The following is a 22,250-nucleotide window of genomic DNA, read 5'->3' on the forward strand; positions in this document are numbered from 1 at the left end:
ATATGAGTACTTTACAAAGAAGCATATCCCTTACAGGCGAGCCGCCCAAAACAATTAATACACAACAAAAAATTGCAACCCTTATTGGGATGACAGGTTTGATTATACTGGTCTTGGCTGCATTTAATTTGGATTTTCCAAATAAGAGTTTCTGGCTCACAATTTCATTGACTTCTATTTTTCTGGGAGTTATCTGGTTTACAAAAGCTGCTTATCAAAACAAGTTGGAAGGTATAAAAAACGATGGGATTTGGTTTAAATCTATTTCCAGTCGTGGGTATTTGGGATGGATTGCAGGAATTGCCCTAACGGGATTCTATGTTTTACTATATTTTTTTCCACAATACCTGGGATTACAACAAGGTAGTGATAATAGAGGTCTTGTTGCATTGTTTGACCCACTAAGCAAATTATTGAATGGGAATCCCGCCAGTCAATGGTTTGTGTATGGAACGCTTTATACTATTGCAATTCTCTCCTTTGGAATAAAATTTATATGGAAATATCGCCACAATCGCTATGAGAAGATACGAACAATTAGCGTGATGTTTTTTCAAACCGCTTTTGCTTTTTTAATACCGGAATTTATGGCGCGTTTAAATAGCGACACATTTTCTCTTCCGTATTATGACCTAAAGAATATATGGCCTCTTAATTACTATAATTTTGAACAATACCGGATCGATAGTTTTATCTCTGCAGGAGATATAGGACTGGGGTTACTTATTTTTGGACTCGTTTCTATTTTTGTTATTACTCCAATTTTAACTTACAAATTTGGCAAACGATGGTATTGTAGTTGGGTCTGTGGCTGTGGAGGTTTAGCTGAAACCGCCGGAGATTCTTTTCGCCAGTTAAGTGACAAAAGTATGAATGCCTGGAAGATTGAACGTTGGGTGGTACATAGTGTATTGGTATTTGTTGTTGTAATGACTACAGCTGTGGTACATTCATATTTGGGGGAAGATGCCTCAAAGTATTGGTTGACCAAAGATATATTTCTATTGGGCGTAGGTGTTTTCCTCACATTACTGTTTGCAGGAATTTGGTTCTTTAAACGTGATCAATTAAAAAAAGATGCTCGTTACGGAGCTATTGGTTATTTCATTATTTTACTGGTGTTAATAGGAATGCATTTTACTTCGGGTAAAACATTGTTCCTGTTTGAAGCAGAAACACTTCGAAAATCCTATGGTTTTTTGATTGGCGCTATCTTTAGTGGTGTGATTGGAACCGGTTTCTATCCAATATTTGGAAGCAGGGTCTGGTGCCGTTTTGGTTGCCCTATGGCAGCTATTCTTGGTTTACAACAACGCTTATTCTCAAAATTCAGAATTACAACCAACGGAGGCCAATGTATTTCATGTGGAAATTGTTCTACCTATTGTGAAATGGGAATAGATGTTCGTGCTTATGCCCAGAAAGGTGAAAATATTGTACGAGCCAGTTGTGTGGGTTGTGGTATCTGTTCTGCAGTTTGTCCACGCGGAGTCTTAAAATTGGAAAACGGACCTTTGGAAAATAGAATTGAAAGCAATGAGATCTTGCTGGGCAATGATGTTAATTTAATGAATTATGTAAACAAGCAATAATTAGGGTTAGTTACATAATTTACTTACGTCTAAGCAAAAAATATTACTATGATGCTTCATAAAGTGTTCCTTCTTATCATTTTAACTTCCATATGTTTTAAAACAGAAGCACAAAAGATATATCATAAAGAATACTATTTAGACGGCACCCTTAAGGCAGAAGGTTGGAAAAACGATCTGCAGAAGGAAGGGTACTGGAAATTTTATTTTTCGAACGGAATTCTTCAAAAACAAGGACATATTTTAAATGATAAACCCGTAAAATACTGGTATTTTTATCGCGAAAATGGAACTATTAAAAGTGAAGGGCATTTTGTAAAGGGCTTTAAAAGTAAATGGTGGCTTTTCTATGATACTATGGAAAAGGTCTCACATAAATGTCAATTAAAAAATAACAAAAAGAATGGATATTGTTTACGGTATGTCAAAGAAGAACTTATTAAAGCGGAAAAATACTTAAATGGAAAAAAAATTAAAGAATGGACAGATTTTAGTTCCTTCAAAAAAGAAAATAAACTCTCTGATCTAAAATGACTTCCATTAAAGTTATCATTCCCGCTTATAACGAGTCAGCCTCTATCGCCAAAGTGATTGGTGATATTCCAAAGATAGTTTCTGAAGTAATTGTAGTAAATAACAACTCTACCGATACTACTTATGAAGCTGCTAAAAATGCCGGAGCTACAGTTATTACTGAAAATGCCCGTGGTTATGGGCATGCATGTTTAAAGGGAATGAGCTATATTTCTCAACAAGACACTATGCCGGATATCATTGTTTTTTTAGATGGTGATTATAGCGATTATCCGGAAGAACTAATAAAAATTACAGCTCCAATTATTGAGCATGATATTGATTTTGTAGTTGGCAAACGTGTTAAAAGACTCCGTGAAGATGGCTCAATGACTTTTCCTCAACGCTTTGGGAATTGGCTCGCAACAACATTAATGAAGCTTTTTTTTAATTCAAGGTTTACAGATCTAGGACCCTTTCGAGCTATTAAATATCAAAAATTACTTGCATTAGAAATGGAAGACAAAACCTATGGATGGACCGTTGAGATGCAATTAAAAGCACTTAAACGAAAATATACATACACAGAGGTTCCTGTGAAATATAGAAACCGAATAGGCGTCTCAAAAGTTTCGGGAACCATAAAAGGTGCTATCTTTGCAGGCATAAAAATTCTAAGTTGGATTTTTAAATACAGTTTAAAAAAATGATCCTGGAAACCGTAGTTATTGCCATTTATTCTATTGCGCTCATACTTATTTTTATGTATGCATTGGCACAGCTCAACTTGCTTTTTAACTACTTAAGTGCCCGCAGAAATTGTGAAAAAATCTGTGAGAAATTTGATTTTTCTAAACCTGAAGAAATTCCTACGGTAACCATTCAACTACCAGTATATAATGAGCTGTATGTTATGGAACGTTTGCTGGAAAATATCGCTGAACTGGACTACCCAAAAAATAAGCTTCACATACAGGTATTGGATGATTCTACAGATGAATCCTTTAATACAACTGCATTACAAATTAAGAAGCTACAAACTACAGGGTTAGATATAGAACATGTAACACGTGAAAATAGAGTGGGTTTTAAAGCCGGTGCCTTAAAGGAAGGATTAAAAACCGCAAAAGGTGAATTTATTGCGATTTTTGATGCGGATTTCCTTCCAAAGCCTAGTTGGTTAAAAAGAACCATTCCTTATTTTAAAGATACTGAAATTGGTGTAGTACAAACTCGCTGGGGACACTTAAACAGAGATTATTCCATACTTACACGGGTACAGGCTTTTGCTTTGGATGCTCATTTTACATTAGAGCAGGTTGGAAGAAACAGCAAAGGTCATTTTATCAACTTTAACGGTACCGCAGGGGTATGGCGCCGTGAATGTATCATTGATGCCGGAAATTGGGAAGGTGACACACTAACCGAGGACCTTGACCTAAGTTACCGGGCACAATTAAAAAACTGGAAGTTTAAATACCTGGAAGAAGTTGAAACGCCGGCTGAGTTACCAGTAGTAATTAGTGCTGCACGCTCACAACAATTTAGATGGAATAAAGGAGGTGCCGAAAACTTTAAAAAAATGGCATGGCGTGTTTTAAAAAGCGACGATATTCCTTTTAAAACCAAAATACATAGTTTATTGCACCTGTTAAACAGTACCATGTTTTTAAACATATTGATTGTTGCTATTTTAAGCATCCCAATGTTGTACATTAAAAACGAATATGAGCACTTGAAGGTGTACTTTTTTGTGATGAGTTTCTTTGTGATCAGTACAATTATTTTCTTTCTCTGCTATTGGTTTACATATAAAAATATTTATGGAGGTGGCATTAAAAACTTCCTGAAATATACCGGAATGTTCTTTACCTTTTTTTCCATTGCTATGGGATTTTCATTACATAACTCCATCGCTGTTTTGGAGGGGCATTTAGGTAAAAAAAGTGAATTTATACGAACCCCAAAATTTAATATCAGTAACTTAAAAGATAGCTGGAAAGGCAACAAATATTTAAGAAAAAATATATCTCCAAACGTAATTATCGAAGGATTGTTAATGCTCTACTTTGCCTTTGGAATGTATTCTGCTTTTATTGTTGGCGACCAAGGAGGAGACTTTGGTCTCTTCCCTTTTCATCTAATGCTTTTTATAGGTTTCGGGTATGTCTTCTTTAAAAGTTTAACGAGTAGAGCATAAATAATTTATTATCTTCAAAAATAAAACTACATTTTTGTAAATTGAAAAGTGTAAATACTCTAACTAACTAACATACTTTATTTGTGAGACCATTTTTACTTTGGTTGTTTATTATTGTCTATTCTTCCGGGAGTATATGTCAAAATAACGAAAACACATCTGACCCCAAATCATTTTTCAGCAACCAAATTGAACTGCGCCACGATAACGATTTTTTGATATTCACAGACCGTTATTACACTACCGGGAGTTATATTGAATATAGATACCTGCCTGAAAATGGGCTATTTAAAGATCGAAAAGAACAAATTGTAGTGAGTCTTGAACATTTGTACTATACCCCAACTAATATCATTTCAAATAACATAGAAGATTTTGATCGTCCCTATGCCGGATATTTAGGTGTTACTGCAGGAAGTTTCATGGTAAAAAAGCTCCATGCAACAAATTTTTCTATTGCTATTGGTGTTACTGGACCAATTTCGATGGCAGAAGGGTTTCAAAATCTGTTTCACAGTTCGGGAGGGATTTCAACACCTCCCTGGGTAGCACAAATAAAAAACAACTTTCATTTTAATTTTTATGCAGGCTATATAAAGGAATGGATGCTAATCCCTAAGCCATTTAGTGTTTATGCAGCTCTAAGTCCAAATATTGCATTTGGCACAAAGGATGTTTTTGTAAATCATGAATTTAAATTTTTCTTTGGTAAAAGGAATACCCTTTCAAATAGTTTAGCTTATAACCAGCTTGGAGAGGCAAAAAAAGAATTTTTCTTTTCCATAAATTTTACCTACAGATATGTTTTACACAATGCGCTACTTGAAGGACACCTTGTTGGTGATACCTCCGAATTTTTAGTAACTCCTAATCACGAATTGTTTTTGTATGGAATCATAGGGTATTACAGCACAAACAGAAATGATTTTAAATTAGGTTACCAGTATATTTCAAAGGAAACCAATAAAACCAGACAGCATTTATATTTTACTGTTTCGGTTGCAAGAAGATTCTAAATTATTGAAAAAGGACATCTTTTTCAATTAATTCTCCTTCTCTATTTACTGTTACCAAAGTTGTTTGCCCTTTTTCAAACATGGAGAGTGTTTTCATATAGCTCATCATATCGGTAACATCGTGTTCTCCCATTTTAACAACAATATCTCCCTTTAACAGCCCTGCTTTGTGAGCCGTCTTGCCTTCACTTATTCCATCAATACGCATCCCTTTTCCTGTGAAAAGATAGTCTGGAACAACTCCCAAAGTAACTTTAAAATCAGGTACTACTTCGCTTTCATTTTTAGTTTTTCGGAAAGCCAGTTTCCCGTTATCATTTAAATCTGTTATAATCGCAAAAATATAATCAGACACTTTTTGCATTCCTTCGTAGTTCAACTTTTCTGCATCATCGCTCGGTTTATGATAATCACTATGCTGCCCGGTAAAAAAATGCAACACCGGAATATCCGCCAAATAAAAGGAAGTATGATCACTGGGGCCAATTCCACTTTCGTGTTCGGCGATGGTTAATCCTTCATTATTAGCAAATAAAGTCTGTTTAAAAATAGGTGAAGTGCCAACACCATGCACAGCTAAAGTATTCTCTTTATTTAAACGTCCCACCATATCTATATTGATCATATAGGTAACTTTTTTCAAATCGATAGTTGGGTTTTTTACAAAATAATTAGACCCCAACAGTCCCATTTCTTCTCCGGAAAAAGCTATAAACAAGTAGTTATTATTCCTATTTGTTTCGGAAAGTTTTTCAGCAATATTCAATAAAACAGCTACTCCACTTGCATTATCATCCGCACCATTATGTATAGCTGCACCTTCCCTATATAGAGATCCTTCTCCACCCATGCCCAAATGATCGTAATGAGCACCTATGACCACTGTAGTTTCAGCATTATGATCTATATAACCTATAACGTTCATCCCTTTTGCTAAGCTATCCTCTGCCGATTCTACAATTATTGCTTGCTCGTGGGGGTTATTACTTCGTTTAAAGGAAAATGATTGGTAGAATCCTGAAGTTCCTTTAGGGAGTAATTTTAAACCGTTAAACCGTTTCACTATATATTCGGCAGCCTGTTGTTCACCTAAAGTTCCTGTTTCTCTTCCGTTAAAAGCATCTGCAGCTAAAATAGTTACGTCTTCTTTCATAGAAACCGATTCAACAACTGCTTCTTTACATGAAAACAGAAAGGCTACAAAAAATACTATATAAAATGAGCGCATATCGTTACTTTTACACAAAAGTAACGTATAAAATGAAAAATATTCTACTTATTACCTTTCTAGTTCTATTGATTTCCTGTAAAAATGAAGAGAAACAGATTACAGAAGTTTCAGAAAACACTGAAACAATATCTGCAAGAGTAACAGACACTTTAATATACCCAGAAGAAAAACATTTTAAATCTATCCGTCAAATTACTTTTGGTGGAGATAATGCTGAAGCCTATTGGAGTTTTGATGACAAACAGCTGGTGTTTCAATCCAACTACAAAGGTTGGGGAATGGAATGCGATCAAATGTTCTTAATGAATGCAGGTGATTCATTCAAAGACGACAAGCCACCTATGATAAGTACCGGAAAAGGGCGGACTACCTGTGCCTATTTTATGCCGGACAATCAACATTTTGTGTATGCTTCCACACATCTGACCGATGAAAATTGCCCTGAGGTTCCTCTTCGGAAAAACGGAAAATATGTTTGGCCTGTCTATGACTCGTTCGACATTTTTGTTGCAGATCTGGAAGGAAATATCACGGCACAACTTACCCATGAACCCGGTTATGATGCCGAAGCAACTATTTCGCCAAAAGGAGATAAAATTGTATTTACCTCAACCCGAAGTGGAGACCTGGAATTATATACCATGAATTTAGATGGTAGTGACGTACAACAAATTACAAATGAATTGGGCTATGATGGTGGTGCATTCTTTTCTCCGGATGGAACTAAATTGATATTTCGTTCTTCACGACCTAAAACCGAAGCTGAAAAAACCGAATATAAAGCTATGCTGGCTCAGGGCTTGGTACAACCTACGGAGATGGAGTTGTATATTTGTAATGCAGACGGAAGTGACCTGCGCCAACTCACCAATTTAGGAAATGCAAACTGGAGTCCCTTTTTTCATCCAAGCGGAGAAAAAATATTATTCTCCAGTAATTTTGAAGCTGAAAAAGGATTTCCCTTTAATTTATATATGATCGATCTGGATGGAAAAAATCTGGAGCGTGTTACTCATGGTGAAACTTTTGATGCTTTTCCTGTATTTTCAAACGACGGAAAATACTTGGTTTTCTCTTCTAACAGAAATAATGGCGGAGGCCGGGATACTAATCTCTTTATTGCTGAATGGCAGGACTAAATTTAGATGTTTGACTTCATAAAATCACAACGGTTTACTTACTTTCTTGCGCTTATTAGTGTTATATTTTATGTGAGTTTTGGATATGATCTGGATCGTAGTGATTTTATAAAACTTAGTTTATTATATGCGGGATTATTTTTTCTGGCATATAAAATCATTCAAATTTCCAAAGGCCACTTTTGGTTACTGGCCGGATTTGGAATAGTATTTCGTTTGTTGTTTATTGGGAGTATTCCTAATCTATCCCAAGATTTTTATCGGTTCTTATGGGATGGAAGATTATTGCTACAAGGTATTAATCCATACCTGCTAACTCCAGAATCTTATATACAATCCGGTAATGAAGTTGTTCCTCAAGCATTAGAATTATATAAAGGGATGGGAACTTTAAATGCAAGCCATTATAGTAATTACCCTCCTGTTAATCAATTATTTTTTGCAATTGCCGCCCTCTTTGCAGGTAAAAGCATATTAGGCTCTGTGATCATATTGCGTATCACTATACTTTTAGCCGATATAGGTATTTTATATTTTGGAAGAAAATTGATAAAAAAGCTTGATCTGGATCCACAAAATATCTTCTGGTATTTTCTAAATCCGTTTATTATTATAGAATTTACCGGGAACCTTCATTTTGAAGGTGTTATGTTGTTCTTTTTAGTTTGGTCTTTGTATGTATTACACAACAAGAAGTGGTTTTGGGCAGCAGTTTTTACAGGAGTTTCGGTTTCAGTGAAATTAATTCCCTTACTGTTTTTGCCTTTATTCTATCAATGGTTTGTAACAAAGGGTCTATTTAGTAGGGGGTTTTGGAGCTTAAAAAAGTTCTATTGGGTAGTATTAGCAACTACTGCAATAACATTCGCTCCATTTCTTTCTTCTGAATTTATCGCAAATTTTACAGCAACCATAGGTTTATGGTTTCAGAATTTTGAGTTTAATGCCAGCGTACATTATATTCTTAGATGGATCGGTTTTCAAACAGTAGGATGGAATTTAATTGAAACCACAGGGAAGATATTACCTCTTATTGTAGTTCTATTTATCCTGTTACTTACTTTTTTCAGAAAAAACAGAACAAGCCAGCAGCTAATCACTGCAATGCTTTTTGCTATCTCATTTTATTTTCTACTATCCACTACAGTGCATCCCTGGTATATAGCCACGCCATTATTGCTTTCTGTTTTCACAAAATATAGGTTCCCTATTGTTTGGAGTCTGGTCATAGTGATTAGTTATTCGGCTTATGGGGCCGAAGGTTTTCATGAGAATCTTTGGTTAGTAGCCTTTGAATATTTAGTTGTGATTGGATTCTTTATCTGGGAACTATTTCAGAAAAAAACAGATAAAACAACATTGTAATATTGCATTTTTACAATGTTATGCTATTTCACAACATCCCAAACAGTTCTATTTCAGACTTCGTAAGATGCTTCCATTTACCTCGAGGCAGGTCTTTCTTGGTAAGATGCGCTATAGTAACACAATCCACCCTAACTACATTGTATCCTAAATGTTCAAAAATGGAGCGAATCACACTATTACCCATATGTTTTATCTTCAATCCAATTTCTCTTTTGGGTGCGTTTGTTACGTAACTCGCTTCTTCAACTATAACTTCTTTCCCTTCTATTTTCAATCCTTCGTTTATTTTCTGAAGGTCTCCCACCTTCAGGTTTTTGTCGAGTTCAACATGAAAAAGCCGGGTCATTCCCTTTTTACTCAATTTTTCTTTAAGTTGATCGTCATTTGTAAATAACAATAAGCCTGTAGCATTACGCCCTAACCTACCTATGGGCGTAATACGTGCAGATGTAGCGTTTGCGATCAGATTCATTACCGTTTGCCCTTTACTATCACTAGTAGTGGTTGCAAAACCTTTTGGTTTATTTAGCAGTACATATGTATTTGGTTCAGGGTTGATTCTACGGCCGTCAAATCGTACATCATCCTCCAATTTTACTCTATAGCCCATTTCGTTAATAACTTTACCATTTACGGTAACTAATCCGGTAGCTATATATGTATCTGCTTCTCTTCTGGAACAAATACCACTGTTAGAAATATATTTGTTTAGGCGAATTCCGTCCGTTTTTTTGGCAGATTTACCTCCTGTATTCTGCCTTTCGGATTGTTTATGAGTTGTTTTTTCTTTTTTGAAAGGAGCATTTCCTCTTGTCTTACTTCTCTTTCGGTTATTATCATCTCCTCTGTCAGAAGCTTTTCCTTTTTCTCTACTATCTTGTCTGCCCATTGTTTGAAATTTTTGCAAAGATACATGAAGAAGTTGAAAGCAGTAAGCTGAAACTTAAAAGTTTATTGCTATTATTATTCCTCAAATCCAATAGTGGATTGCCGTTCTCTATTGACGATCAATTTGGTAACATCTGGCCTTGAGTAATGCCCTACCGGATCAAAATTTTGGCGTTCTTCAAGTACTCGGTTGAAATCCAAGGTATAATAAATGTTCCCTTCTTTATTCAGCACCGGTTTTACAAGCCATTCACCATCTGGCCCTGCTATACAACTTCCGCCATTGGCAAGTATTTTAGGAGATTTTTCAAATATTTTTTCCAGATGGGGTGTATCCTGTGGGAAGTCTTCAATTTTCATTAATGATGAAACTGAAATAACAAAACTTCTGGATTCTCGGGCTATAAAACGCGTAATGTCTTTAGTATTGTGTTTGCTGCCGGGCCATACGGCCACGTGCAGGTCTTCGCCCTGCGCGTAGAGCGAAGCTCTTGGCAGCGGCATCCAGTTCTCCCAGCAATTTAATCCTCCTACAGTGAATTGTTTTATTGGATGTGTTTTAAGTCCGTTACCATCTCCAGGCGACCAGGTCAACCGTTCGTCATATGTGGGTTGTAATTTTCGATGTACCGAGCCTATTTTTCCTTTAGGGTCAATATACACAAGTGAAGCATAAATACTATGTCCCCCACGGTCCAAAGGGCGTTCAATGATTCCTAAATAAATTGCAATTTTGTGCTTTTTTGCTAGTGCACAAATAGAATCCAAATCACCATTTTCTATAGTAACCGCGTTTCTAACATAATGTGCATGCAATTCTTTATTAATTTTAGTATTCCATTCGGCACCATCAGTTAATGCTAACCAAAATGGATAGCCGGGTAGTAGTCCTTCGCCGAATATAATAAGTTCAACTTCCTTTTTTGCTGCTTTATTAACTTGTTTTTCTATTTTCCGAAGTGTTTTGCTTTTATTGAGCCATACCGGAGCTATTTGAGCTAATGCTACCTTAAGAAGATGATTGTCTTTCATAATTTATTCATAAAATGCGATTCAGTAATACATCCACATCGATCAATACAATGCTAAAAACACCTATAACAATAATAAATTTAAGGATATTGTGTAATACAATGTAATGCATCTTCTTTACAGACAACCAAAGGATAATCAAAAAGACACCCAATGCCAGTACGCTGCCATAAAAATAAAGGTACATATACCCGATCTCAAATTTAGTGACCAGTAATATGATTGGAATTAGCGTTAAAAAACTTAAAATGGTAAGCATTCGTTTGGACACCTTTTCACCATACAATACCGGAATAGTGCGATAGTTCTGTGCCAGGTCTCCTTTGATGTTTTCCAGGTCTTTTACTAATTCCCGCATAGATATAACGAGAAAAAGGAAGGTAGCATGTACAAAAATGACAAGGTCAAAATTTCCATAGTATATAAATACAGCAAAAAATGGAACGACTGCTAAAATTGCTGCTGTGATGTTTCCAATAAAAGGATACTTTTTAAGTTTATGAGAATAGAACCAAATTCCAAAAATATAAATAGAAAAGAATACTACCGCCTTAAACGAAACATAACTGGCAAATACTACGGATAAGAAATTGAATATAAAATAGGAAGAGAGCTTGGTACGTTGACTCACCAGCTTATCTAACATTGTTTTTCGAGGGCGGTTAATTAGATCTTTTTCACTGTCATAAAAACTATTAATAATGTAACCTCCTGCTATGGCTGAAGCTGAAGCAAGTACCAGCATCAATAAATTAAGGTCAAAAAGTACTTTTTTTAAGGGAAGCTCCGGAGCTAAAATATAGATGGAAGTAAGATATTGAGCAATAACTATTATTAAAATATTGTACCCACGAATGATAGAAAACAAACTGAAAAACTTTAGTAAAAAGTGTTTTTGTTTTCTGGTTAACATCCCTTAAAGAATTTTAGAATGGGAGATCTTTCATCATTTAGAAGTTATAAACCACTTCCAGCTTGTAATCTTTTAAAGCTACACGAGCCTTATCAATATCTTCAGTAAATCCTAGCATATAGCCACCTCCGCCTGAGCCACACAATTTTAAATAATAGGCATTGGTTTCGATTCCTTTCTTCCAAAGGGTATGAAACTCCTTAGGAATCATGGGCTTAAAATTGTCCAGCACCACTTTTGAAAGCTGTTTGATATTACCAAAAAGTGATTTTACATCGCCTTGTAAAAAATCTTCCACACACGCGTCGGTATGTTTTACAAATTGATCTTTTAGCATATTTCTAAAACCTTCCTGCTTCATGTTTTCCATAAAAATATGAACCATAGGTGCAGTTTCGCCAGTGGTACCACTGTCCAATAAAAAAACGGCTCCTTTACTGTTCTCGGTTTGTGAAGGTATTCCCGCAGGCTCAATATTATCTTGAGAGTTAATTAAAATAGGTAAGCTTAAATAACTGTTCAAAGGATCTAATCCTGAAGATTTTCCGTGGAAAAAAGATTCCATTTCAGCAAAAACACCTTTTAATTGAAGTAGCTTATCCCTAGTTAAATTCTCAAGTACCGTAATCTTATCTGAAGCGTATTTATCATAAATAGCAGCTACCAAAGCACCGCTGCTACCTACTCCATAGCCTTGAGGTATACTGGAATCAAAATATAATCCTTTTTCAATATCAGTTCTTAAAGCTTCATTATCAAAAGAAACCAATTCAGGTTGTTCTTTCTGTAATACAGATAAATATTCTGAAAAGCGTTTTAAGCACTCATTAGATTTATGAGTACCTACCGTTTTATGAGTATCAATCTTCAAGGCTCCTTTATAAAAATTATAAGGAATAGATAATCCTTTGGAATCCTTAATAATACCATACTCGCCAAACAATAAAATTTTTGAATAAAAAAGGGGTCCGCGCATAAGTTTATTAGCTATGGTTTGTTAAAAATACTGTTTTTAGCCATTAAAACGAAATTCAGTACAAATATATGTCTTCCAAAGATGATTTTTAAAAAAAGTATGAAAAACTTAATAAGCAGATAGTTAGTTTTTTAAAATTTATACCGTAGCTCAAAAATTATGGCATATTACAACTATAAAGCGGTAGGTCCCAGACCGGTATAATCTTCAATAAATTCGCCTCCTTTACAGAATTGCATTAACTCTTTTTTAATAAAGCCAAGAACGGCTTCTTTTTCTGTTTCGGGGTACAAAACATGCACATTGGCTCCTGCATCTAAAGTGAAGCAAATCTTACTACCTGTCTTTTTCCTGTAGTTCCAGATACGATTAATGATCTCCAGAGTATCAGGTTTCATTAAAATAAAGTATGGTGTTGATGTTAACATCATGGCATGCAATGATAATGCTTCACTTTCAACAATTTCAATAAAAGTTGAAAGATCTCCATTTTCTAAGACAGGAATCAATCTGGAAAGATTATCTGTAGCTTGACCAAAACGTTGTTTTGCGAAAGGGTGGCCATGCATTAAATCATGCCCCAGAGTACTACTCACCTGTTTTTCCCCTTTGTCAACCAACAAAATAGTATCCTGATAGTTTTTAAAATTTTTGTGTACGGTATACGGAAATTTAATCCCAAAAAGGTTAGAACTCCCTTTAATTTCCGAATGCTCTCCCCAAACTACTAATGGTCCTTCTATACTTCTACAAGCACTCCCTGATCCCAAACGTGCTAAAAAAGAAGCCTTCTCATTAAAATATTCTTCTGCTATTTTCGGCTGCATTTCCCTTTCCATGCTTAACAAACACAATGCTATGGCACTCATTCCACTTGCAGAAGAAGCAATTCCGCTACTGTGCGGAAAACTATTTGTCGTTTCGATCCTAAATCTGTAGTCATATAAAAAAGGAAGGTACCTTTTTATTCTCTCAAAGAATTTGAGAATTTTAGGCTCAAAGCTTTCTTCTCTTTTACTGTCGAGATAAAGTTCAATTTCATATTCTGAAACTTTAGTTACAAAAGAAGTATCTTTCTTCTCAAACCATAAGGTCGTTTTTGTATAACAGTTACTTAGTGTAAAACTTACAGATGCGTTTTTAGGTAATTGTTCTCCATATTTCCCCCAGTATTTCACCAAAGCAATATTGCTTGGAGACTGCCAGGTGACACTTCCCTTATCGAGTCTTTTTGAATAAGGTTCCGGAATAAAGCTGGTTTCCGTCATAGATGATTTTTCAAAACAAAGATAATGAAATCATATAACGCGTAATTCATATTTTTCAGGTTAGTTGGTTTATAACAATTACTTTTTTATAAGCCTGTTTATGTTTTTATTTTCACCTTGTTTTGTGACCAAGAGATACATTCCTGAAGACAGTGCAGTAACGTCTATTTTGTTATTCTCATCTCTAAACACTCCTTCCCGAAGCACTCTACCCTGCAGATCGTATAAATTAAAGCAATAACTATAGTGAATAGTTTTCTTTTCATGACTTATAGTATTTTTACAAGGTTATACATATTATAAAAATACTGTCTCTAAAATATCATGTGTATCAATTAATAATTTGCACTTTTTTTATACCTGGGATTTAAGAATAAACTAATTTCATAATGAATTTCAACATATAAAATAGCCTAATTCTCTTAGGAGCCATTCAAAGAATTATCTTTAAAGACATTGTCCTGTTTTCAGAAAAAAACAAAGGCATTACTCCTTCCTTTGTTTAAAAAAGAATATCCAAATTAGTCCTGATTATTGATATATGTCAATATCTGGCACGTCTTAACTTTTCATCCTCCTTACATTTAAGTACCAAATCTTCATTCTGAACAACTATCTACTTTGCTATTAATCTAAACAGTTATGAAAAAATTAATATTACCTCTTTCACTTGCCTTTGTGGGTATCGCATTATTTGGATTAAGTTTCCTTAATTCAAAAAAAGTTTCCGGAGATCTGGACATCTCTATTGTTAAAGCAAGTTCTATTATGCCGGCTGCACATAACGTATATGCCAATGAAGAAGTTCTGGACGGAAAATATTATTTATTTAAAGCAAAAATAACCAATGCCACAGACCAAACACTTGAAGACGTTACTGTACGATATCAAATCCCAGGGTATATCGATTGGACAGAGTTGGATGTCATTGGAGAAATGTTTCAGGGGCAAACTGCGTCTGTACGTTGTTATCCTAAATTTAAAGATGAGATTTCTGAAAAGATGACAGAATCCACCGAAAAGGTAGAAATAGAGATCTCATGGGATGGAGCCGACGAAGATGATATTATCGAAGAAGAATTCAGTTTTAGAATTTCAGATAGAAACGAATATTTATTTACAAATATTCCTGCTGAAGAAATTGTTGGCTGGGGAGATGTTTACAACAATGATGCTTTGTTGGCCTGTTTTGTAACTCCAAATGACCCTATCGTAAAATACTATACTCAAAACATTCAGGAAAAAATTTTGATGGGAGAAGCGGCTTCTGTTACTAAAGACCCTAACGAAGCAATACGTTTCTTAGGAGGAATCTACAATGCTACTTTGTTATCACATATGGTATACAGCGGAACTAAAGGAATCCCTGAATCACTTCAGGATGTTTCTAAATTTTCGCAACATAACAGACTTCCCCGAGAAGTAATAACAGGAAACACCGGATTGTGCCTGGAACTAAGTATCCTATATGCAAGTGTGCTATCCAATGCAGGATTAGACCCGATTATCTTCTTAGTTCCCGGACATGCGTATCCCGGATTTAAGTTGAATAATCAATATTTTGCCATTGAGGCTACCGGAATTGGAGGCGAAGGTTTAGGAAGTATCATGAGTGCCGAACAAGCTTTTCAGAAAGGAACAGAGCAACTTAATGAGTTCATTCAAAAAGCACAAAATGGGGATCCACGATATACCCTTGTAGACATTCATGCAGTAAATCAAGAAGGTGTAACTCCTATGGTTCTAAAAGATGATGATTTTTTACGTAAAAAAGTTGATGACATTGTGTCTTCCTGGGGTAGTACGAAAACTATTAATAAAGCAACCAATAATTCTCGCGTAGCGAGTAACACTAGTTCCACAAATAATACTTCTGGCGGTGGTGGAAGGAGTGGTAATGCATTATCATTTTCTATTCCCGGAGGTTGGCAAACTTATATGCGACCCGTCCCCGAAATACCCATTATCACAGCTCAGGTATTAGCTCCCGATCAAGAAACTACCGTAACTGTGTTTGATGTTCCTGCATCTAGCGGCCAGGAAGCTTTAGGAGTGATAAACCAATATTTTCAAAACTTTGGAATGTCCATGCAATATCAGGTCAATGGAAATCAAGTAGTGGGGCAAACATTTTCAGAGATGGGGACATTTAACTGGGTGGGTAAAACCTTGAGAAGAAATGGCGGTATTCGTTTAGTTGCTGTTGGAGCACCGGACTACCTTTATAATCAAAGCTCCGGGTATATAAATCAGGTATTTAATAGCATTCGTTAAATTAAAAATTCAAGAAGATGAAAAATATAAAAAGACTTCCATTGCTGTTACTTCTAGTTATAACTACGATAGTTTATAGCCAGACACAACAAAAAATTGATATGAAGATTGACGCCATTGGTAACGCACAAATTAACTTATCTATGACCATGAATGCTCAAGAGTGGCAAAATTGGTTAGCAACTTTGGGAAATAATCCGGCAGCTTTAAAACGTGAAATTGAGCGTGGTATGCCCTCATATTTCTTAGATGATTTTAAATTGGAAAAAGATGAAATGAACCGTTCTTTTAATTTAAGCCTAAATGCTTATGGGGTCTGTGAGATAAATAAAAGAGGTGTTTGGACCGTAGATACCGACCAAAAAAATGCCAACTTAACCGAATTGACAGAGCATAAGTACATGCTTGTAAGCAGTCCGCCGGAATTAGGAGGAACCGTTCAGCAAACCTTTACCATTGAATTTCCGGAAGAGGCACAAAACATTAAAATAGACAAAGATGCTTTTGGCAATTCTATCTTCAAGTTTGATATGGAAAATTCCACTTCAAATTTTAATATCATGAGATGGGCAGGGCTGTTTTTAATTGTTGTTGGAGGAGGGTGGTCCGGCGTGAAATTATTTTCAAAATCAAGTTAAAATAATATACTAAGCAGTAAAACTCTTGTTATGAATTATTTAAAAATAATATTTTTTTTAATTGCTATCCATTGCTTCTCAATTGTAACAATAGCTCAAGGCATTCCTCCCAGGGAAGAAACAAATTTGGATGAAGTCTATTCCCAATACAGCCTTTCCGGTGAGAATGTTCTGGTCATTCTTATAGATCGTGGAATTGATTATAGTCACCCGGATTTTTTAGACTCGAACGGAAACACAAGAATTGCTTATATCTATGATATGATCGATCAAACAGGTGCTAACGACCCGAACAACCTTTATGGAGTAGGAACTATTTTTGATCAAGGAGCAATTGATACAGCTATAGATAATAGTGATCCTCCACTCTCTACAGACAGATATGGTCATGGTACGGCTACGACAGGAATCTCTTGTGGTAATGGCAGTGGGACAGGTTCTCTGGAGTTTCAGGGAGTTGCACCAAATGCAACGATCATAAGTATTAAAGTAACCCATGACCCTTTTCCTCCTTTTGGTTCCGAACCCGGGCAAGCCGGTTTTTTTGACCCTGCTTACATTCCCATTGCCCTTGAGTTTGCAAACGACAAAATAAACGAGCTAAATCTCCCTTCTGTAACTTTGATAAATCTAGGCTCTATTGGTGGACCTACAGATGGTACCAGCTTAATTTGCCAGGAAATGGATGCATTTGTAGCGGCAGGGAACACACTTGTATGTGGGGTTGGTGATGATGGTGGAGCAGAAAATCATGCTTCTGGAACGATTACTGCAAACCAAACCATTGAAATTGAAATTGACAAAGCTGAAACAGGAAACCTCCGCTTTGATCTCTGGTATAGTGAAGACGATCGTTTTACGGTTAGCATTGAACGCCCCAATGGAGTTATTGAAGGACCTTTTGCTGCCCCAGGCAGCCCTAATGATAATGCGGATCAGTCTTTAGGAGATATTTTTATAGGGCATCGTGGGGCTAATGTTGAATTTTTTGGAGCTACTTCTAATCGACGTGAATTATTGATAGATCTTTCAGGCGCTACAGGAATTTATAAAGTAATTCTTGAAGGAACACAGGTCAACCAAGGGGTATTTAATGCTACGCTCAATCCATCAACATACTACAATAACAATAAGTTTCTTACATACGTAACACCAGGTCATAGTATTAATGATTATGCCAGTGCAGCTTCAATAATTACACCCACAGATTATGTTGTAAAAAATGATTGGGTAGATATTAATGGGGTGCCAAGAGATATCACGGGGCAAGGGGAAGATGGAGAAATATGGATTGGATCCAGCTCAAGCCCTACACAAGATGGTAGGTTAGGTGTTGATTTTGCTGCACCGGGTGAAGTATGTTATGCAGCCTACAGCCCCAATACCTATTACGAAAGTTTTGCATTTAATGTCTTACAAAATAGCAACGGATTATACGGCATTCAAAATGCGGTAAGTGCTGCTGCACCTCTTTCTGTAGGTATTATTGCTTTGATGTTGGAAGCAAGGCCAACTCTTACTCCTGCTCAGGTCAAATATCTTTTACAGCAATCCTGTACAGCAGATTCTGACACAGGAGTTGTACCAAATGATACTTGGGGATATGGAAAAATTAATGCCCTTGCAGCAATTGAAAACACCTTGAATATAGAAGAAAACAAGTTTTTGAATGCCACAATACACCCAAATCCTTTCGATGAAAAATTATATATAGATTCTAAAAGTACTATTATAACCCTTTCATTTAAAGATATTCTCGGCAGAAGTATTTTTGAAATTAATTCTACAAAAGACATTGATGAAATAGATGTATCATCCATTTCCAAAGGAATGTATTTTTTGACGCTAACTTCTGATAACAATGAATCAATGACCATAAAATTGATCAAGAAATAGCCATTTCTAAAAGTTTTGCCATTGTTCGATAGTTCCGGGTGGTGACAGTAACTTTTAGTTTCTTCTCAAAAAAATTATTGCTCATTTTTGCCTTATGGTAACTTATTGAACAATACAAATAAACGCAATTCCCGGAAATCTCAAATTCTTCTCCCGGATATGATATGGTCTTTGTAATTTCTATATCTTCTTTGGAAGGGTTTTCCTTTAATAAAACGAAGAAGCTTTTTTCTCGTTTTTCTTCAAAAAATGGACATTTTGATACAATTTCGGCTATTTCTGAAGCTTTTTTAACCAAAACAGGGACTATAAAGCCATATTTCAACTCTATAGCTTTACTGATTTTTCTTTCTAAAACCCCTTCTTTTTCAGAAGCACAAAACACCACATTTCCACTTTGTATATAGGTACGCACTCTTGTAAACCCTAAGGATTCAAAAATAGTTTTCAAGTCAGCCATCAGGACCTTTTTATGCCCGCCCACATTGATGCCACGTAATAATGCTATATACGTTTTCATTATGAATCTTCTTCTTGTTCAGCAATGGCCTTTGCTACCATATACCCCCCGGTCCAGGCATTCTGAAAATTAAACCCGCCCGTAATTGCATCTATATTTAATATTTCTCCGGCAAAATACATGTTTTTATGAAGTTTGCTTTCGAAGGTTTTAAAATTCACTTCGTTTAAAACGATCCCTCCTGCAGTGACAAATTCTTCTTTAAAAGTGCTTTTTCCTTCTACTTGAAAAACAGCTTCAGTGAGCTGTGTCGATAATTGTTGAAGTTGCATTTTGGTTAGTTCTGCCCAGATACAGTTTTGGGGAATATGAGATGCTTTAACCAAGCTTTGCCATAATCGCTTTGGTAAATCGAACTGTGCATATTTGGTTATAGATTTTTTGTTCAATTCAGCTTTTAAATTTTTTAAGTCAGCGATAACTTCTTCAGAAGAGACATCCACCAGCCAATTTACTTTAATTTTAAAATGGTATCCCGTAGGATGGAGTAATCTTGCCCCCCAGGCAGAAAGCTTTAAAATTGCAGGCCCGCTCATTCCCCAATGGGTTATTAATAAAGGCCCCTCACTCTCCAATATAGATTTCCCGTTTACGCCTAAAACTGCAACTGAAGCATGAGTTGCAACCCCTGGCAATTCATTAATTCGCTCATCATTACTATTAAAAGTGAATAATGAAGGTACAGGATCTATAATAGAATGACCTAAATTTTGTAGCACTTTCCATATTTTAGGATTGCTTCCGGAAGCAATTACGACTTTTTCAGAAATGAAATCTCCTTCATTGGTTCTTATACTCCAGCCATTTTCAATTTTTTTGATACTCTTGACCGAATGATTTTTTAACACTTCAATGCCAAGTTTTTCTATTTCAGAAAGAAAGCAATCTATAATAGTTTGGGAAGAATCACTTACCGGAAACACCCTCCCGTCTTCTTCGATTTTTAGTTCAACACCTCTTTGTGAGAACCATTCAATAGTATCACCTGTCATGAAATTGTGAAAAGGGCCTAACAGCTCTTTTTCACCTCTCGGATAGTTTTGGGACAGTTCTTTGGGTAAAAATTCGGCATGAGTAACATTACATCTTCCACCTCCGGAAACCTTTACTTTGGTAAGTACCTCTTTTCCTCTTTCAAGTATTGTAATGCGTAATTTTGGATTTTTTTGGGCAGCATTTATTGCTGTAAAGAAACCTGCTGCTCCCCCTCCAATGACTAGTATGTCTATGCTTTCACTCAAAATGGTTTTTTGGTTTCTGCAAACTCTTCACAAAGTGAAAGTGTCTCCTTTACATCATCTAATGTAGTTCTGGGGTTAATTAAACACATACGCAATACGATTTGTTTATTTAACACCGTTGTCACCAACAATGCTTTTTGTGAAGCAACGACTTTTTTAGAAATATGCTGATTGAGTGCATCCAGTTTCTTTTCGGTCAATTGATTCCTAATGGGATTATATCTAAAATTAATGACCGCCAGCGTTGCTGGTGAAATAACCTGCCAATTACTACTTTTTCGTAAAAAAGATTCTGTTTCTTCAGCTAACTTTAGATTATATGTAATTGCTTTTCTAAAGGTTCTTAAACCAAATGTCTTAATGGACATATAAAATTTTAAAGCTCTGAATCTTCTTGTAAGCTCTATCCCATGGTCATAAAAATTAATTTCAGAAGTATTTCCTTCAATATCTCTTAAGTACTCCGGTTTTTCGGTAAAGGTTCCTTTAAGCCATTTATGATTTCGTACCAGGAGGCAACCTATCTCATAAGGTTGAAAAAACCACTTGTGAGGGTCTACAGTTATAGAATCTGCTTTTTCAATACCTTTTAATAATTGTTTTCCATTCTCTGCCAGAATAGCTGCACCGCCATAAGCACCATCTATATGAAACCAGACATTCTCTTTTTTGCAAATAGCCGCGATTTCAGATAATTGATCAATTGTTCCGGTATTGGTGGTTCCCGCAGTAGCGATTAGACATAAGGGTTGTAGCCCTTCTAAAGTGTCTTTGGCAATAGCGTTCTTTAATTTATTGAGTGAGAATTTGAATTCAGAATCTGTTGGAATGATCCTAATCTGTTCTTTTATAAATCCGGCAGCTCGTATCGCCTTAATATTTGAAGAATGTGCCTGGTCTGAAAGGTAAATCACCGTTTTTGAAAAATCATCTCCACATTTTACTCTTCTGGCAGTAATGATTGCTGTAAGATTTGCCATAGAACCACCGCTTGTAAATATTCCTCCTCCTCTCTTTACCGGAAATCCAAAGATCTTGAGTAACCAATTCATAGTTACAATTTCCAATTCTGCAGCTGCTGGAGATGCTGCCCATCCTCCGGAGAATATATTAAATCCTGAGGCCAAAGAATCTGCCATTGCGCTAATATAATTACTTGGCCCGGGAACAAAAGAATATGATTTTGGGTGAGATATAATATTGCTTTGGGTCATGACTTCGTCCAAAACAAAATCCAGTACTTTTTGAGGGTCCATTGGTTTTTCAGGGCTATCCTCTAAAAATATTTTGTCCATTTCTTTTCTGGAAGCCATCGCTACCGGAAGTTTCTCCCTTTGAGAATCAAAATGTTCTACTATGGCATCTACAACTTTATATCCATAGGTTTTCATAGCTGTTTTTGAGAGCTCTAAGGTAGCATCGTTCTTTATCATAAAACATCTGTTTTTCTATAGTACAAAAATACCTCTTTAATCATAATTTAAAGGAAATAGTTCCTATTAATCACAGAAATAATCTATAGAATCTCATGTTTCGGTTTACATC

At 35.7% G+C, this 22,250-nt stretch carries 20 protein-coding genes; 10 read left to right on the plus strand and 10 right to left on the minus strand.

Annotated features, from left to right (window positions below):
• Positions 1-2: 2 nt before the first annotated feature.
• From ACY2RT_RS14020 to ACY2RT_RS14040, 5 genes are all read left to right on the plus strand, one after another.
• Entirely contained in the window at positions 3-1,592 is a 1,590-nt protein-coding gene (locus ACY2RT_RS14020) for a 4Fe-4S binding protein (RefSeq protein ID WP_490156552.1), read from the plus strand.
• A 48-nt stretch (positions 1,593-1,640) separates the two neighbouring features.
• A complete protein-coding gene (locus ACY2RT_RS14025; protein ID WP_490156553.1) occupies positions 1,641-2,126 on the plus strand; it encodes a toxin-antitoxin system YwqK family antitoxin in 486 nt (161 codons plus the stop codon).
• Entirely contained in the window at positions 2,123-2,815 is a 693-nt protein-coding gene (locus ACY2RT_RS14030; protein WP_490156554.1) for a glycosyltransferase family 2 protein, read from the plus strand. Before ACY2RT_RS14025 ends, ACY2RT_RS14030 begins: the two co-directional genes overlap by 4 nt.
• Positions 2,812-4,305: a cellulose synthase family protein gene (locus ACY2RT_RS14035; RefSeq protein WP_490156555.1), complete on the plus strand. Its 1,494-nt coding sequence runs from the start codon at positions 2,812-2,814 to the stop codon at positions 4,303-4,305. The genes ACY2RT_RS14030 and ACY2RT_RS14035 overlap by 4 nt, the downstream gene beginning before the upstream one ends.
• An 83-nt stretch (positions 4,306-4,388) precedes the next feature.
• The gene (locus ACY2RT_RS14040) at positions 4,389-5,321 is read left to right on the plus strand and encodes a lipid A-modifier LpxR family protein (protein ID WP_490156556.1); all 933 of its coding nucleotides are present in this window, start codon (positions 4,389-4,391) and stop codon (positions 5,319-5,321) included.
• A gap of 1 nt (position 5,322) precedes the next feature.
• Here the strand turns inward: ACY2RT_RS14040 and ACY2RT_RS14045 are convergent, their stop codons facing one another.
• Positions 5,323-6,549: a M28 family peptidase gene (locus ACY2RT_RS14045; RefSeq protein ID WP_490156557.1), complete on the minus strand. Its 1,227-nt coding sequence runs from the start codon at positions 6,547-6,549 to the stop codon at positions 5,323-5,325.
• A gap of 32 nt (positions 6,550-6,581) precedes the next feature.
• Between ACY2RT_RS14045 and ACY2RT_RS14050 the strand changes: the two genes are divergently transcribed.
• Positions 6,582-7,691, plus strand: coding sequence for a TolB family protein (locus ACY2RT_RS14050; RefSeq protein WP_490156558.1), 1,110 nt, complete (start codon positions 6,582-6,584; stop codon positions 7,689-7,691).
• Positions 7,692-7,697: 6 nt separating this feature from the next.
• The gene (locus tag ACY2RT_RS14055; RefSeq protein ID WP_490156559.1) at positions 7,698-9,056 is read left to right on the plus strand and encodes an MptA/MptB family glycosyltransferase; all 1,359 of its coding nucleotides are present in this window, start codon (positions 7,698-7,700) and stop codon (positions 9,054-9,056) included.
• 28 nt (positions 9,057-9,084) lie between these two features.
• Here ACY2RT_RS14055 and ACY2RT_RS14060 read toward each other — a convergent pair whose 3' ends face one another.
• From ACY2RT_RS14060 to ACY2RT_RS14085, 6 genes are all read right to left on the minus strand, one after another.
• Positions 9,085-9,948 carry a pseudouridine synthase gene (locus ACY2RT_RS14060; protein ID WP_490156560.1) on the minus strand — a complete coding sequence of 288 codons (864 nt, stop codon included), beginning with the start codon at positions 9,946-9,948 and terminating at the stop codon, positions 9,085-9,087.
• A 74-nt stretch (positions 9,949-10,022) separates the two neighbouring features.
• Positions 10,023-10,979, minus strand: a complete 957-nt coding sequence (locus ACY2RT_RS14065; protein WP_490156561.1) for a carbon-nitrogen hydrolase family protein — start codon at positions 10,977-10,979, stop codon at positions 10,023-10,025.
• 7 nt (positions 10,980-10,986) lie between these two features.
• The gene (locus tag ACY2RT_RS14070) at positions 10,987-11,892 is read right to left on the minus strand and encodes a geranylgeranylglycerol-phosphate geranylgeranyltransferase (RefSeq protein ID WP_490156562.1); all 906 of its coding nucleotides are present in this window, start codon (positions 11,890-11,892) and stop codon (positions 10,987-10,989) included.
• Between the two features lie 37 nt (positions 11,893-11,929).
• Complete coding sequence (locus ACY2RT_RS14075; RefSeq protein WP_490156563.1) at positions 11,930-12,868, minus strand: mevalonate kinase family protein; 939 nt, start codon at positions 12,866-12,868, stop codon at positions 11,930-11,932.
• Between the two features lie 173 nt (positions 12,869-13,041).
• Entirely contained in the window at positions 13,042-14,136 is a 1,095-nt protein-coding gene (locus tag ACY2RT_RS14080; RefSeq protein ID WP_490156564.1) for a diphosphomevalonate decarboxylase, read from the minus strand.
• A gap of 78 nt (positions 14,137-14,214) precedes the next feature.
• Positions 14,215-14,409, minus strand: coding sequence for a T9SS type A sorting domain-containing protein (locus tag ACY2RT_RS14085; protein WP_490156622.1), 195 nt, complete (start codon positions 14,407-14,409; stop codon positions 14,215-14,217).
• A gap of 369 nt (positions 14,410-14,778) precedes the next feature.
• Between ACY2RT_RS14085 and ACY2RT_RS14090 the strand changes: the two genes are divergently transcribed.
• Genes ACY2RT_RS14090 through ACY2RT_RS14100 form a run of 3 tightly spaced genes read left to right on the plus strand, consistent with a single transcriptional unit; the run spans position 14,779 to position 18,944 of the window.
• Positions 14,779-16,410, plus strand: coding sequence for a hypothetical protein (locus ACY2RT_RS14090; RefSeq protein ID WP_490156565.1), 1,632 nt, complete (start codon positions 14,779-14,781; stop codon positions 16,408-16,410).
• Positions 16,411-16,427: 17 nt separating this feature from the next.
• Positions 16,428-17,048 carry a hypothetical protein gene (locus tag ACY2RT_RS14095; protein ID WP_490156566.1) on the plus strand — a complete coding sequence of 207 codons (621 nt, stop codon included), beginning with the start codon at positions 16,428-16,430 and terminating at the stop codon, positions 17,046-17,048.
• A 30-nt stretch (positions 17,049-17,078) separates the two neighbouring features.
• A complete protein-coding gene (locus ACY2RT_RS14100; protein ID WP_490156567.1) occupies positions 17,079-18,944 on the plus strand; it encodes a S8 family serine peptidase in 1,866 nt (621 codons plus the stop codon).
• On the opposite strand, the gene ACY2RT_RS14105 is transcribed toward ACY2RT_RS14100, so the two are convergent.
• From ACY2RT_RS14105 to ACY2RT_RS14115, 3 genes are read right to left on the minus strand one after another with little or no spacing between them, the layout of a single operon-like run.
• Positions 18,934-19,464 carry a DUF1697 domain-containing protein gene (locus tag ACY2RT_RS14105; protein WP_490156568.1) on the minus strand — a complete coding sequence of 177 codons (531 nt, stop codon included), beginning with the start codon at positions 19,462-19,464 and terminating at the stop codon, positions 18,934-18,936. The two genes, ACY2RT_RS14100 and ACY2RT_RS14105, sit on opposite strands and share 11 nt — an antisense overlap.
• Complete coding sequence (locus ACY2RT_RS14110; RefSeq protein ID WP_490156569.1) at positions 19,464-20,705, minus strand: BaiN/RdsA family NAD(P)/FAD-dependent oxidoreductase; 1,242 nt, start codon at positions 20,703-20,705, stop codon at positions 19,464-19,466. The genes ACY2RT_RS14105 and ACY2RT_RS14110 overlap by 1 nt, the downstream gene beginning before the upstream one ends.
• Positions 20,702-22,138, minus strand: coding sequence for a pyridoxal phosphate-dependent decarboxylase family protein (locus tag ACY2RT_RS14115; protein WP_490156570.1), 1,437 nt, complete (start codon positions 22,136-22,138; stop codon positions 20,702-20,704). Before ACY2RT_RS14115 ends, ACY2RT_RS14110 begins: the two co-directional genes overlap by 4 nt.
• Between the last annotated feature and the right edge of the window lie 112 nt (positions 22,139-22,250).

The organism is Ulvibacter sp. 2210JD10-4 (genome assembly GCF_058148525.1).